General features: G+C 67.3%; 11 protein-coding genes. 7 read left to right on the top strand and 4 right to left on the bottom strand.

What is annotated here, in order from left to right:
• Window positions 1-82: 82 nt before the first annotated feature.
• Window positions 83-1,012, bottom strand: coding sequence for a DUF389 domain-containing protein (locus tag ACZ4E1_RS15210; RefSeq protein WP_467539551.1), 930 nt, complete (start codon window positions 1,010-1,012; stop codon window positions 83-85).
• A gap of 253 nt (window positions 1,013-1,265) precedes the next feature.
• Between ACZ4E1_RS15210 and ACZ4E1_RS15205 the strand changes: the two genes are divergently transcribed.
• Together ACZ4E1_RS15205 and cydB are read left to right on the top strand one after the other, a co-directional pair.
• Complete coding sequence (locus tag ACZ4E1_RS15205; protein ID WP_467539550.1) at window positions 1,266-2,801, top strand: cytochrome ubiquinol oxidase subunit I; 1,536 nt, start codon at window positions 1,266-1,268, stop codon at window positions 2,799-2,801.
• 11 nt (window positions 2,802-2,812) lie between these two features.
• Entirely contained in the window at window positions 2,813-3,805 is a 993-nt protein-coding gene (cydB, locus tag ACZ4E1_RS15200) for a cytochrome d ubiquinol oxidase subunit II (protein ID WP_467539549.1), read from the top strand.
• A gap of 6 nt (window positions 3,806-3,811) precedes the next feature.
• Here cydB and ACZ4E1_RS15195 read toward each other — a convergent pair whose 3' ends face one another.
• Window positions 3,812-4,273, bottom strand: a complete 462-nt coding sequence (locus ACZ4E1_RS15195; RefSeq protein WP_467539548.1) for a GreA/GreB family elongation factor — start codon at window positions 4,271-4,273, stop codon at window positions 3,812-3,814.
• A 297-nt stretch (window positions 4,274-4,570) separates the two neighbouring features.
• On the opposite strand from ACZ4E1_RS15195, the gene ACZ4E1_RS15190 reads away from it, so the two are divergent.
• The gene (locus tag ACZ4E1_RS15190; RefSeq protein WP_467539547.1) at window positions 4,571-4,942 is read left to right on the top strand and encodes an Hsp20/alpha crystallin family protein; all 372 of its coding nucleotides are present in this window, start codon (window positions 4,571-4,573) and stop codon (window positions 4,940-4,942) included.
• A 685-nt stretch (window positions 4,943-5,627) separates the two neighbouring features.
• Window positions 5,628-6,140, top strand: coding sequence for a DUF6069 family protein (locus ACZ4E1_RS15185; protein WP_467539546.1), 513 nt, complete (start codon window positions 5,628-5,630; stop codon window positions 6,138-6,140).
• Between the two features lie 156 nt (window positions 6,141-6,296).
• Here the strand turns inward: ACZ4E1_RS15185 and ACZ4E1_RS15180 are convergent, their stop codons facing one another.
• On the bottom strand, window positions 6,297-8,030 hold the full coding sequence (locus ACZ4E1_RS15180; protein WP_467539545.1) for an FUSC family protein: 1,734 nt from the start codon (window positions 8,028-8,030) through the stop codon (window positions 6,297-6,299).
• Window positions 8,031-8,560: 530 nt separating this feature from the next.
• On the opposite strand from ACZ4E1_RS15180, the gene ACZ4E1_RS15175 reads away from it, so the two are divergent.
• A complete protein-coding gene (locus ACZ4E1_RS15175; protein WP_467539544.1) occupies window positions 8,561-8,929 on the top strand; it encodes an NUDIX domain-containing protein in 369 nt (122 codons plus the stop codon).
• A gap of 285 nt (window positions 8,930-9,214) precedes the next feature.
• Entirely contained in the window at window positions 9,215-10,168 is a 954-nt protein-coding gene (locus ACZ4E1_RS15170; RefSeq protein WP_467539543.1) for a Dyp-type peroxidase, read from the top strand.
• A gap of 656 nt (window positions 10,169-10,824) precedes the next feature.
• On the opposite strand, the gene ACZ4E1_RS15165 is transcribed toward ACZ4E1_RS15170, so the two are convergent.
• Complete coding sequence (locus ACZ4E1_RS15165) at window positions 10,825-11,739, bottom strand: LysR family transcriptional regulator (protein WP_467539604.1); 915 nt, start codon at window positions 11,737-11,739, stop codon at window positions 10,825-10,827.
• 215 nt (window positions 11,740-11,954) lie between these two features.
• Here ACZ4E1_RS15165 and ACZ4E1_RS15160 point away from each other — a divergent pair, with 215 nt between their 5' ends.
• Window positions 11,955-12,845, top strand: a complete 891-nt coding sequence (locus tag ACZ4E1_RS15160) for a 3-hydroxyacyl-CoA dehydrogenase NAD-binding domain-containing protein (RefSeq protein ID WP_467539542.1) — start codon at window positions 11,955-11,957, stop codon at window positions 12,843-12,845.
• Window positions 12,846-12,884: the final 39 nt, after the last annotated feature.

The following is a 12,884-nucleotide window of genomic DNA, read 5'->3' as shown; positions in this document are numbered from 1 at the left end:
GGCCCCTCGCCATCACTCCGCGTGGCCAGGTACCGGCGAGACACCTTCGATGCGCTGCGGCGAACCCCGCGCTCTCCGCCTATCAGCGAGGAGAGGCCCCCAGGCCAGGGCCGATGTGGCGGCGCCGCAGGAACAGAGTGAGGACTCCGGCGGCAGTGACACCCGCGAGGTTGATCAGGAGTTGGAGCAATGCCTCACCGCAGCGTTGCCACTCCCCTACGACCGCTGCGAGCGCCGCGAACCCGGCAGCGGGCACTGTGGTGACAGAGATGAAGACCCCGACCAGCGCTCCCGGCTTCTCCGAGGTGAGCGCGATCATGCCCGCGGCGCCGGCGAGCAGGGCGACGATGAGGGAGTACGGGCCCACCTCGTAGATGAAAGACACCTGCTGAAGGTTGGACAGTTCACCGGGATCGAACAGGCCACTGAGCCTGGCCAGGAGCGCCAGAACACCGGTGACCAGCATGGCGAGCGGGAATCCCACCCCGATGGCCAGCCCCGCGCGGGCCGCCAGGTCGCGCCGTCTGCCGACGATGGCCACCGCGAGCGCGGCAAGGGGCCCGAAGTCGGGACTCACCACCATCGCGCCCACCAGGGTGATCGCGGAGTCCGTGACGACACCCACCGCGGCGAGGAGGCAGGCGATGGTCAGAAATGCGAGGAAGACCGGGTTCAGTCGGCTCTCTTCTCCGGTGGTGGCGATCAGCTCGTCCCAGATGATGGCGTTGGAGCCGTCGCCGGGCGTCGCGCGTTCAGCGGCCTCAGCCGTGTCCGAGAGCATCGTGTGGATCGGCTGGAGACTGACTTCGCCGCGGCGGTGCACGCCACACCGCGCCAGGCGTTCCAGGACGTCCTCTGCCACCTCGCGCACGACCACGGCCTCGATGACGTCGCCCAAGGGGTGCATACCGATGCCATGGGCGACCGTGAGGTGAGCGACTCCCGGCTCCGCGTCGAGGAGGCCCAGCACCGCATCGCTGTAGCGCTCTTCGCACACCACTCTGAGCTGCATCATGCTTGCCAATGTTCTGGGCGAGTCCGCACTTCCGCCACATGAGCCCTGCCCGTTCTCCGGCTCCGCCGCCCTCACTGTCCCTGGCGAAGCAGCCGCTCGGGCCTTGTATGGCGTTCGCTCGCGGAGCCACCTGCCTCCGGCCTGACCGCTTCGGCGGTCCTGTGAGCCGGCCGCGCTCGACTCGCAGCCCTCACGCCCTGCGGATACCTTGACCCCGATACGGAGTGTAATCAGACGAGGGCAGGGCGCAGTGGAACTAGCAGTCGCTCATGAGACCGTCGCGCGGTGGCAGTTCGGCGTCACGACCGTCTACCACTTCCTTTTCGTGCCGCTCACCATCAGCCTGGCCTCCATCGTGGCGGGCCTGGAAACAGCCTGGGTCCGGACGGGCAAGGACAAGTACTTCCACGCCACGAAGTTCTGGGGCAAGCTCTTCCTGATCAACATCGCGATGGGTGTCGTCACCGGCATCATGCAGGAATTCCAGTTCGGCATGAACTGGTCCGCCTACTCCCGCTTCATCGGGGACGTCTTCGGCGGGCCACTGGCGATGGAGGCGCTGATCGCGTTCTTCTTCGAGTCCACGTTCATCGGACTGTGGATCTTCGGCTGGGACCGACTGCCGAAGAAGCTGCACTGCGCGTGCATCTGGCTCGTCGCCATCGGCACCCTGCTCTCGGCGTACTTCATCCTGGCGGCCAACGCTTTCATGCAGCACCCGGTCGGGTACAAGGTCGACGCCGTCACCGGAAAGGCCGAGCTGACCGACATCGGTCGCGTGCTGCTCCAGAACACCGCCGTGGTGCAGGCCCTCCACACCCTGACCGCCGCCTTCCTCACCGGTGCGGCCTTCGTGATCGGCATCGCCTCCTACCACCTGTGGCGTGCCAAGCGCGGCAAGGAGACCGATCACAGAAAGACCGCCGTGATGAGTACGTCGCTGCGGCTCGGCCTGGTCCTGGTCACGGTGGCCGGCCTCGGCACCGCGATCAGCGGTGACCGGCTGGCGAAGGTGATGTTCGAGCAACAGCCGATGAAGATGTCAGCCGCCGAAGCCCTCTGGGACACCGAGGCCCCCGCCCCCTTCTCGATCTTCTCGGTCGGCGACGTCTCCGAAGGGCGCAACGACGTCGAGCTGGAGATCCCCGGCTTGCTGTCCTTCCTGGCCAAGGACAATTTCACCGCCGAAGTGCCCGGCATCAACGACCGGGCCCGCGCGGAGGCTGCCGAGTTCGGCGGCGAGCCGGAGGACTACCTCCCGAACATTTTCATGACGTACTGGGGATTCCGTCTCATGATCGGCTTTGGGATGACCAGCTTCGTGGTCGGCCTCATCGGACTGTGGACCACACGGCGAAAGTTCTGGCTGGGCCACGAGTACCGAACCGATGAACATGAGCCGACACGGCTCATGCTCACCAAGAACCGAGAGATGAACGGGTTCTTCACCAAATGGAGCTGGCGGATCGGCATCCTCACCATGGGGTTCCCGCTGATCGCCAACAGCTTCGGCTGGATCTTCACCGAGATGGGCCGCCAGCCCTGGGTCGTCTTCCGTCTGATGCGCACCGCCGACGGTGTCTCCCCCAACATCGGCGTCGGCACTCAGATCGGCTCGCTCGTCACCTTCGTCGTGCTGTACGCCGTGCTCGCGGTGATCGAGGTCAAGCTCCTGGCCAAGTACGCGACGGCGGGGCCGGACACCGACGAGCGCCCGCCGACCGAGGACCCGTCCTTGCGGGGGCCCTCCGAAGACCCCGACAAGCCCCTCACCTTCGCGTACTGAGGACGAGCATCATGCACCTCCACGATCTCTGGTTCATCCTGATCGCCGTCCTGTGGATCGGCTACTTCTTCCTCGAGGGCTTCGACTTCGGAATCGGCGTCCTCACCCGGGTCATGGCCCGCGACGCTACGGAACGGCGGGTCCTGATCAACACGATCGGCCCGGTGTGGGACGGCAACGAGGTCTGGTTGATCACGGCCGCCGGCGCCACCTTCGCGGCATTCCCCGCCTGGTACGCCACCATGTTCAGCAGCTTCTACATCCCGCTGCTGATCATCCTGGTCTGTCTGATCATCCGCGGTGTGGCCTTCGAGTACCGCGCCAAGCGCACCGGCAGGAACTGGCAGCGCAACTGGGATCACGCAATCTTCTGGACGTCCCTGCTGCCCCCGTTCCTCTGGGGCGTCATCTTCGCCGACATGGTCCGCGGCATCGCCCTCGACAGGAGCCAGTCGTACGTGGGCGGCTTCTGGGATCTGTTCTCTCTCCACGCGGTCCTCGGCGGCCTGACGATGCTGGTGCTCTTCACCTTCCACGGCGCGGTGTTCGCCTCGCTCAAGACAACCGGTGACATCCGTGTCCGCGCCCGGGCGCTGGCGACCGTACTGGGTGCGGTCGCAGGTGCGCTGGCGCCGGCCTTCCTGGTCTGGACGCAGGTGGACTCGGGGGACGGTTGGAGCATGGGCGCCATGATCGTGGCGTTCGTGGCGCTGGTCGGGGCGCTGACCGTGATCCGGTCTGGGCGTGAAGGCTGGGCGTTCATCCTTTCCGGCGTGACCATCGCGGCCGCGGTGGCGATGCTGTTCCTGTCGCTGTTCCCCGATGTCATGCCCTCGACCCTCGACCCCGGTTGGTCACTGACGGTCTCCAACGCCTCGTCCGCGAACTACACGTTGAAGGTCATGACGGTCGTCGCGGCGGTGTTCGTGCCGATCGTGCTGCTCTACCAGAGCTGGACATACTGGGTCTTCCGCCAGCGCATCGGCGTCCAGCATCTTCCCTGAGCCGGTTCAGCCCAGGGACACGATCGTCACGGTCGCCGCGCCGGCTGGTGCCTCGTAGCTGACGGTGTCGCCCGCTCGGTGGCCGAGCAGCGCACGGCCGATGGGGCTGTCGTAGGTGACCATGGTCGGGTCCAGCGGTTCCGCGACCTCGCCGATGTCGACGGTGCTTTCCGTGCCGTCCGGGAACCGCAGGGTGACCGTGCTGCCCATGCCGACCTCGTCGGTCGAGGGCGGACCTGCGACGTCGGCCTGGCGGAGCCGCACGGTGATCTCGCTGATGCGGTCGTCGAGACGGCCGATCACCGCCAGGCGTCGCAACTCGTCCGCCTGGTCGGCGCGGTCGCCCGTGTCCTTCGTGTCCTGAAGGGTCTCGGCATCCGCGTTCCGTTCGGCGCGCAGGTCGGCGAGTTCCTTCTCGAGCGCGCGACGTGCGGTGGCGCTGATGGGCTGGGGGTCTCCGGTCGTCATCACTGCTCCCGTGTTCCGGCCTGCGGCGCCGCGGCGGCCTGCGGCTGGGGCTGCGCGGGGCTGCCGGTGAGGCACCGGCAGCCGAACCGAGTGGACGCGTACCACTGAATCGCGATGCCCGGTGCGCTGCAAGCGGAGTACTGGGGCAGCGGAAGCAGCACGGTCGCTCACGCATACGGCGCCGCTGCTCACCACAACGGGGTAGATGTACTGGCCACCGCCATACCTGGAGCGCAGGCTGGCGTCAGAGAACGCCGGAACGATCGCCGCAGATGGACAAGGTCGGAGAGCGTAACCATGGAAGAACAGTCGTCGCAGGCAGCTGGCCCCCGAAAGCACTGGATGCCAGTGGTGGAGGAATCGGATGCGGGCGACGCGTACGTGGTGTGCGCGGAGCTGCCCGGTATTCCGCGTGATCGGGTGAGTGTGGAATTGGACGGGCCAGAACTGCACATCCATGGGTCGATCGACGAGACCACGGGCGGCAATGCGCTACGTCGCAGGTCGGGGCAGTTCTCATACGGGGTTCGCATTCCTGGGGACGTCGATGTCGAAGGAATCCAGGCCGAATTGAGGGACGGTGTCCTGACGATCCGGCTGCCGAGGAGCGCGGCGGTGACGCGGCGAACGGTCATCGTGGTTGCCACGGACAGTGATGTGGAGCGGTGAGGGCTCATCCCGCCGGCGGCCGGACCGACAGGCGCGGGCCAGTCTCTGCCCGCAGTGAACCATCGAGGAACCACCGACCGGCCGCACTCACCGCGCTGCTGAGGGGGCAGCTCGCGCCGGCCCGTCGGGTTCTGGGTCTCCAGCCGCCCTTGGTCCGTCAGTGAGAAGTCGTCGGCGGAACAGGTCGAGCACCTGGTCGAGCGCGGCGCGCGCCGGCTGCCCGGGCTCGTCGATCAGCTGGCGCACAGCGCTCCTTGACGGCGGCGAGCTCTTGCGCGGAGATGCCTGTCGCCGCGCCGGCGCCGGGTGACGGCGAGCGGCAGTGACGGCTGCGAAAGTACAGGGGCGAGCAGCCGTTCGTCGGTAGCCATGGCCAGGGCGAATCCTCCGGTGAAGCACATGCCGACGGCGCCGACTCCTGGCCCCCCACATCGCTCGTGCTCTCCGGGTCTACCGCCATGTCCCCAGCCCTTCACTCCTGATGGCCACTGCTCGCCTCGACCGGATCGCGGGCCGGGCTCGCCCGCGAACGGACACGCACTGTCGACCAGTCGCCCGTGCCCCCGACGTGCGCGCCCTGGGTGTCGTAGCCATACTGCAAGAAACAGTCACATTCCGTGAAGACAACAGGGTCTCACGCAGCGGGAGATCCAGCTGACACCCGACACAGTGAGGAGCGGACCGCGTGGGCCCCTCGAACAGTCCATACGAACGGCGGGATGCAGTGCGTGACGTCCCACCGCCCCCTCCGCAAGCGTTCCCCGCCTCGCACGAGCCCCGTCTCGACGCCGGACGGCTCTGGGCAGGTGGTGCGATGACAGCTGTCGTGGCCGCACTCACCGCGGTAGTCGCACTCCTCCTGATCCGGGGGGTTCTAGGGGTGGCGGTGTTCGCACCCGAGGAATACGGCGCCATGGGCAACGCGTCCACCGGTGCGCTCGCAGGTGGGGCCGCACTGGCCGCGTTGGTGTCGACAGCCCTGCTCCACCTGCTCATTGCGGCAACACCACGCCCGGGGCGCTTCTTCACCTGGATCATCGCACTGGCCACGGCCGTTCTGATTCTGCTGCCCTTCACCACTGACCTGTCGCCGGCCACCAAGTGCGGTACGGCGGCGGTCTACCTCGCCATCGGCATCGCCATCGGATCCCTTCTCCCCTCTGTCGCCCGCAGCGCCCTGCGTGACAACAGGACCTGACGACACACACCACGCAATCGCCACTGCACTCACTCGGTTCAGCCGGGCCGACTACGCGGGTGGTCGCAAGGAGCCGGTCCACGGAACAGGACAGCCGCCGTCGGCCGATGGCAGGGGGCGTAAGCCTCGGAGCGTGCAGACAGGTGCCGGCCTGGGTCAGGGTGATCTCGTGATCCGAGCCAACAGCACGTACGCGCGCTGCTCTGCGGCGGCGAGCGCGGCCGGGTCGATCTCGGCCTGCCGCAGTTCGCCCGCGGCCGCGTCGGCCGCCGTGCGTAGTTCCACCACTGTTGCAGCCAGTTGTGCCGGGACGAGTGGGGAAATCGGATGCGAGTGTTCGTCCAGCAGCCGTTCGGCCTGCCATGCCGCGTTGATGCATGAGTCCAGTGCCCGATCCACCCGTGCCGCAGCTCGGTCGTGAATCACCACCAGCGCGCAGCCCAGCCCGATGAGGATCCCCAACAGGCTGCCCAGAGCTCGGTCCTTGATCAGCGCCGCGGCCGATTCAGGGTGGGCCAGATCGGTCAGGAACAGGGCCAGCGGCGTGATGAACAAGACCCCCAGTCCGTAGTTCCGCACCACGGCGTACTCAAGCAGGAACTCCAGGAGGACGATGGTCAGGACCAGGGCGGCCGGCGCCGGCCCTGCGAGTAGCACGCTCAGGGCCATCACCAGGCCGGCCATGGTCCCCAGTGTGCGCTGTACGGCACGTTGCGTCGCCATGCGGACGTTGACGGAGTGGAGCACCGCCGCAGCCGTAATCGCGGCCCAGTAACCATGGCCCAGCTCCAGCGCGACTGCCGATCCGCCGGCTACGCCGGCGCCGACTCCCATACGCAGCGCGGGGACGACCTCGAGCGCCCCATGACTGAGGGGCTGCACAACCAGCCCCCCGCTCCGTTCGATGACACGATCGACGGAAGGGGCACTCGTGTGGCGTCCCCCTCTGTCGTCACCGGTCCCTGTTCGGTCAGTGGCAGAGGCCAGGAAAGCCGGCCCGTTGACAAGTACCGGACGCCGACGACGCCAGTCCACCAGGATCCGGATCTGGTGCCGTAGTTGGTGGATGAGGGCGGCAGAGGTCTCACCGCGAGGAAGGGCCGAATCGAGGAGGAAGCGCCAGCAGAAGTCCGTGAGCACTACGCACACATCTGTTCTGTCGTTTCGCTCCGAGGCTGTCGGAGGCAGGACGCCGAGCGACCGATACGCCTCGAGCGCAGCAGCGGTCACCTGTTGCCGAGGCGCCGTCGCATCGCTCTCCGCCTCCGCGGCATCAAGGAGCTGGACCAAGGCCCGCAGTGCCGTCGCCACCGCCAGACGCTCCGGGCGGTCCGGCCTCACCAGCCACCCAGCCATGGCCAGCAACCAGGCCGTTGCTGCGCCCGCGGCGGCGAGCGCGGTGCGCGGCGGAATGTCTCCGGGAGCAGCCAGACCATGCGCGGAAACGGCGAACGAGAAGAGCAGCAGCACGGCACCGAGGCCCCCGAGCCGGGCCGCGTCACAAACGAACTTGGCGAGGGCAGCCACCACGGCCACCGCCACCACCACTACCGCTGCGCCCCCGTCCTCGTACGGCCGGACCCACGCCGCCAGAGCGGTGCCGGCGCCCACGCACACCGTCATGGCAACTGCGACGAGGGCGAGAACGGGGGCACGTCGCCGATAAGGGAGGTCACGCCCAAAGGTCGTGGTGAACGCCCCCATCATGGCAAAGATGGATTGCCGGGTGTGCCCGGTCAGCACCATGGGCAAGGCCGAAAGCCCCATGGCCAGTGCGGCACGCAGCGCGAAGAGGAATGCTCCGTCGACCGTATGCAGCGCGAGCGCACCACGAGGGGAGAGCGCCCTCGCCATGCCGGCCGCCGAGTCCCGGCGATTGCGGTCCGTCATGACAGCACGCGCGGCGCGCCGACAGCGACCGACCGACAGGGCTGGGGATTCAGCACACACACTGCATCCGGAGCGCCCGGCACGCCAGATCCGCTTGTCGCACAGGCTGCGGCACCCCATGGCATTCCTTCTGTGGCACCCGTTTGTGTCTCGACACAAAAGAGCCTGGAGACCGCACAGTCAGTCTCTGTCTGCCGAGTTGTCGATATCCCGCCACTGAGGGTCCGCATCCCATGCTTCGTTACGTACACGAGTGGACTCGATAGCATGCTCGGCCTCTTGGGATGAAGAGTACGGGCCAAGACGATCGGCCCCTGGGCATCTCGGATCACTCTCCACCGATCGGTGCTTGAGGCAGTAGAACCAGTTTCCGGCGGGACTGAAATTGCTGCTCTCGAAGGAAGACATGCGGCCATCATGCATGAAGAAACTCGACGAGCAAAGGTGCGTGAGTCGCCTGAAAGGCGGGTAGGCCATGGCGACTTGACCGAGAATCCAAGCCCTATGGGCGAAGGAAGGGACTGAAGATCATGGCATCAGAGGGGCCCATCAGCAAGCCGGTACAGGCGGTCGTTCCGTACGACGGCCTGCTTCTCGTGGTACGTGGAGCCGAGGGCTGGGAGCTGCCGGCGGGGAGCCCCGAGCTCGCCGAAACAGCCGCGGCCACCGCAGCACGCGTCGTCTACGAGCTGACCGGCTATCTCGTCGACGGCAGCCAGGTGCTGCAGTCCCCCGAATCCGAGACACCCGCCGTTGTGTGCCAACTCCTGACCGAAGACCCCTCCGGAGGCGGGAGCCTGGGGAAGGACCGGCGTCGCTGGGTCTCCCTCGATGAGACTTCGGAGATCGAGCTCCCCACGGAGGTGCGGCAGTTCCTCCGAGGTCACACCCCCGCGTGACGGACGACAAGGAGCCCTGCGACGAGCGCGCTCTGGTTCTCGATCCGGCCTTGCCTCCGCCCTCGACAGGCACGTTGTGGAGCGTCACAGAGAGCCTTGTCGCTCCAGCCAAGGCCCTCCGGCAATCGGACCGTTCTCAAGCGGTTCATGCTTCCATGCACCAGGATTGATGCCGGTACCCAGCCGGTCCCGGCCGGGAATTCCGCCTAGGCGCTCGAGCACGCCTGTGCCTCGACCGCCCGCACACCCCTGCTGACAAGCAAAGAGAGTTGGGAGACCGGCTACGTGGTCGAGTCGCAGCCTGTCATTGTTCCGCCGACCCAAGCCGCCGTGTTCTTCCTGGTCACGGTGACGCCCGGCGGCGAGGACACGGTCAGAGATCTCCTCGGAGACATCGCGTCACTGCGGCGCTCCGTCGCGTTCCGCGCGCCAGGCGATGCGCTCACTTGTGTCCTGGGCATCGGTTCGGCCGTCTGGGACCGGCTCTTCAGCGGCCCGCGCCCCCAAGGCCTGCACCCCTTCGTGGAGTTGAACGGCGGACAGCACCGAGCTCCCTCGACACCGGGAGACCTGCTCTTTCACGTGCGAGCGAATCGCACGGATCTTTGCTTCGAGCTGGTCCGGCTGATCGCGGAGCGTCTGTCCGGCGCTGTCCGCGTCGTGGACGAGGTACACGGGTTCAAGTACTTCGACGAACGCGACTTGCTCGGTTTCGTCGACGGAAGCGAGAACCCAGAGGGACAGATCGCCACCGATGCCGTTTTCATCGGTGATGAAGATCCCGATTTCACGGGCGGCAGCTACGTGACGATCCAAAAGTATCTCCATGACCTGACCTCCTGGAATTCGCTTTCCATCGAGGAACAGGAACGCGCCATCGGGCGGCACAAGGTTGACAACGTCGAGATACCTGACGACGCCAAGGCGAAAAACTCTCACGTGGCACTCAACACCATCACGGACGAGAACGGCACCGAACGCAAAATCGTTCGTGAGAACATGCCGTTCGGCAGCCCTGGGCAGGGCGAGTACGGAACGTACTTCATTGGTTACGCCCGAACTCCTGACGTGACCGAGTGCATGCTGCGCCACATGTTCCTGGGCACGCGTCCAGGAATGCATGACAGAATCCTGGACTTCTCCACTGCCGTCACTGGATGCCTGTTCTACGTGCCGACCGCCACTTTCCTGGAAAGTCTCCCCGCGCGCCATGACCACCTCACCTTGCCGGGCGCATGACCGGGTGGACAGCGTCGGAGTCGGGCAGAGAACGCACTCGACCAGGTCTGTGACGTCACGGCCTCGGCCACTCCAAGAGCAAGGCCCCCTTCGCCACCTCGGCCCGCGCCTGGTCACACCCGCAGGGTGTCCAGCGGGGCGTCGGCACAGGGCAAGGGACGTCTCGATCGACGCCGCCTGACGGCCTGGCCGGGGGCGCGGGCGTGACGATCGAGCTGAACGATGCCGCCCGCAGGGTTCTTGACGAGGTGAATCCCGCGGTGCCGGCCGCACTGAGCCCCGACGACGGCAGCCCACAGGTCTCAGTGGTCCCGGTCACCCGGGACTGGCGACGACCTCCCGCCCTCCTCGGCCGCGGGACGCCGCAAGGTCACCAGCGTGGAGTGCGACGCGGGGTCAGCCTGACGGGTCTACGACCGGACTGGCGTAAACAGCGGCTGCCTCAGCGGCTTCGCCGACTGTCGGCCCGCTGGGGACCTGAAGCCGGGCTCGACGAGATCGAAGACTTCCTCCACTGCGGCCAACGGGTTCTCGGCGGCGCGGGCATGACGCGTGTCCGCACTGCGTCGAGAAGTGTTCGGGTGAGGACGCCACCGAGGGGCACGGCCGGGCACGGCGGGTTCGGGCGACGGTTCACCGGGCGGGTGACCGCCGGATCAGCTGTCTTGGAGTTCCACCTGCCGGGCCACGTCGAGGAGACGGATCACCGCCGGGTCGGCGTCGATGCGGTGGATGGCGTGCACGGTCGTGTCGAGATGCCCGGAGGTTCCCCGGAGCGGCACGAGGCGCACCCCTGCGAGGGCGAGGTGGCGCAGGCTTTCGGGTGCCAGGCTGACGCAGAGACCTGAGCCGACGTAGCTGAACAGGCCGCTGAGGTCGTCGGCGTTCGCCACCACGCGCGGGCTGAAGCCCGCCTTGCGGCAGGCGACATCGAGTTGTTCGGCCAGGGTGGGCAGCGCGGCGGGATCCGGCAGGACGAAGTCCTCGTCCGAGAGTTCCGCGAGGTCGATCTCGGCCGCCTCGGCGAGGCGGTGTCCGCCCGGGAGCGCGGCGGCGATCCGCTCGGTGGCGATGACGGTCCCGACGAGGTCGCCGGTGAGCCGGGCCGGGTCACGGACGAACCCAAGATCCAGCGTCCCGACACGCACGCGATCCACGACGCCGGCCGAGGAATCGTGTTGGAGGTGTACGCGGAGTTCGGGCAGCTGGGAGGCCGCGGCGCGCAGCATCGTGGGGAGGTAGAGGTAGCTCAGGAGGCTCACATAGCCCACTCGCACCTCACCCCTGAGGCCCGAGGCCACACGCCGGGCCCGGGAGACCGCGGCGGACTGCAGGTCGACCAGGCGCTGTGCGTCGGCGGCGAAGCCCTTGCCTGCCGCGGTCAGCCGAACGCCGCCAGGGCCGCGGTCCAGCAGGCGCACTCCCACAGCGCGTTCCAGTCGCTGGATGGACTGGCTGAGCGGTGGCTGGCTCATGCCGAGCCGCTCAGCAGCCCTGCCGAAGTGCTTCTCCTGGGCGACGACGAGGAACTGCTCGAGGAGGCGGCGCGACAGATTGATATCGCCAAGCATATTAGACACTAGCCAATCATATATTGGACAGAATGGCTCGGGCGGATGTCCACTGGACATCGGAATCCGCCCGCCGCGCGTGGAGCACGCCTCTTGCCCATTTGGCCCAGTGGAACTACCGCACCGGGCCGCTGTCCCTTCTCCTGGGGGAGGGATGGCCGCACGTCACGGGCCCTGTCCACGGCTCTACCTGCCATTTCCTTGGAGTGATCTAAATGTCGGTCGTGACGATCGTCGGTGCCGGTGTCATCGGCATCTCCTGGGCCCGCCTGTTCGACGGGGCCGGCTGGGACGTGCGGATCAGCGATCCGCGGCCTGATCTGGCCGAGCTGGTGGAGCGAGAGCTGCCGGGAAGGGCCGTCATGGCGTCCGCCGACCTGGCCGCCGCGGTGACCGGCACGGACTTCGTGCAGGAGTCCGGTCCGGAGCGGATCGACGTCAAGGAGGAGGTGTTCGCGACGCTGGCCGCGCACACGCGTGACGACGTCGTGCTGGCTTCTTCCTCCTCGTCACTGCTGCCCTCGGTCATCGCCAGGGGAAACCCGGCGGCCGAGCGGATCGTGATCGGCCACCCGTTCAATCCTCCGGAGCTGATGCCACTGGTGGAGGTGGTGCCCGGTCCGCAGACGGCCTGGACGACCGTCGACGGAGCGGTCGAGGTCTACCGCGGACTCGGCAAGCTGCCGATCCGCCTCAAGAAGGAGATTCCCGGCTTCGTCGGCAACCGGCTGCAGAAGGTCTTCAACGACCAAGCGACCTTTCTTGTCCAGCAGGGCGTGGTCGACGTCCGGGACCTCGACGACCTCGTGCGCGCCTCCCTCGGTCTGCGCTGGGCCGTGACCGGGCCGTTCGAGAGCGGCTCGTTGGGCGGTGGGCCGGCCGGCATGCGTCACCTGGTCGAGCACGTCGGCTCTCAGATGACCTTCGAGATGGGTAGTCCTGACCCGGCGCGCATGGGCGAGGTCCTGGGCGCAGTCGAACAGGTCTATGGCACCGGTGAGACGGCTTACGAACACCTCGCGAAGCGGCGGGACGAGCGCACCCGTGCCGTCCTCGAACCGCTCGGCTGGCAGGCGCCCGCTGTGAACGAGGGCTCGCAGGAGTGACCGGCACCGACTCGCCAAGTGGGGCCCGAACACGATCAA

It is taken from the genome of Streptomyces sp. NPDC025806 (assembly GCF_055558275.1).
The sequence above is the reverse complement of the archived record's forward strand: the minus strand, read 5'-3'. Positions and strand labels throughout refer to the sequence as shown.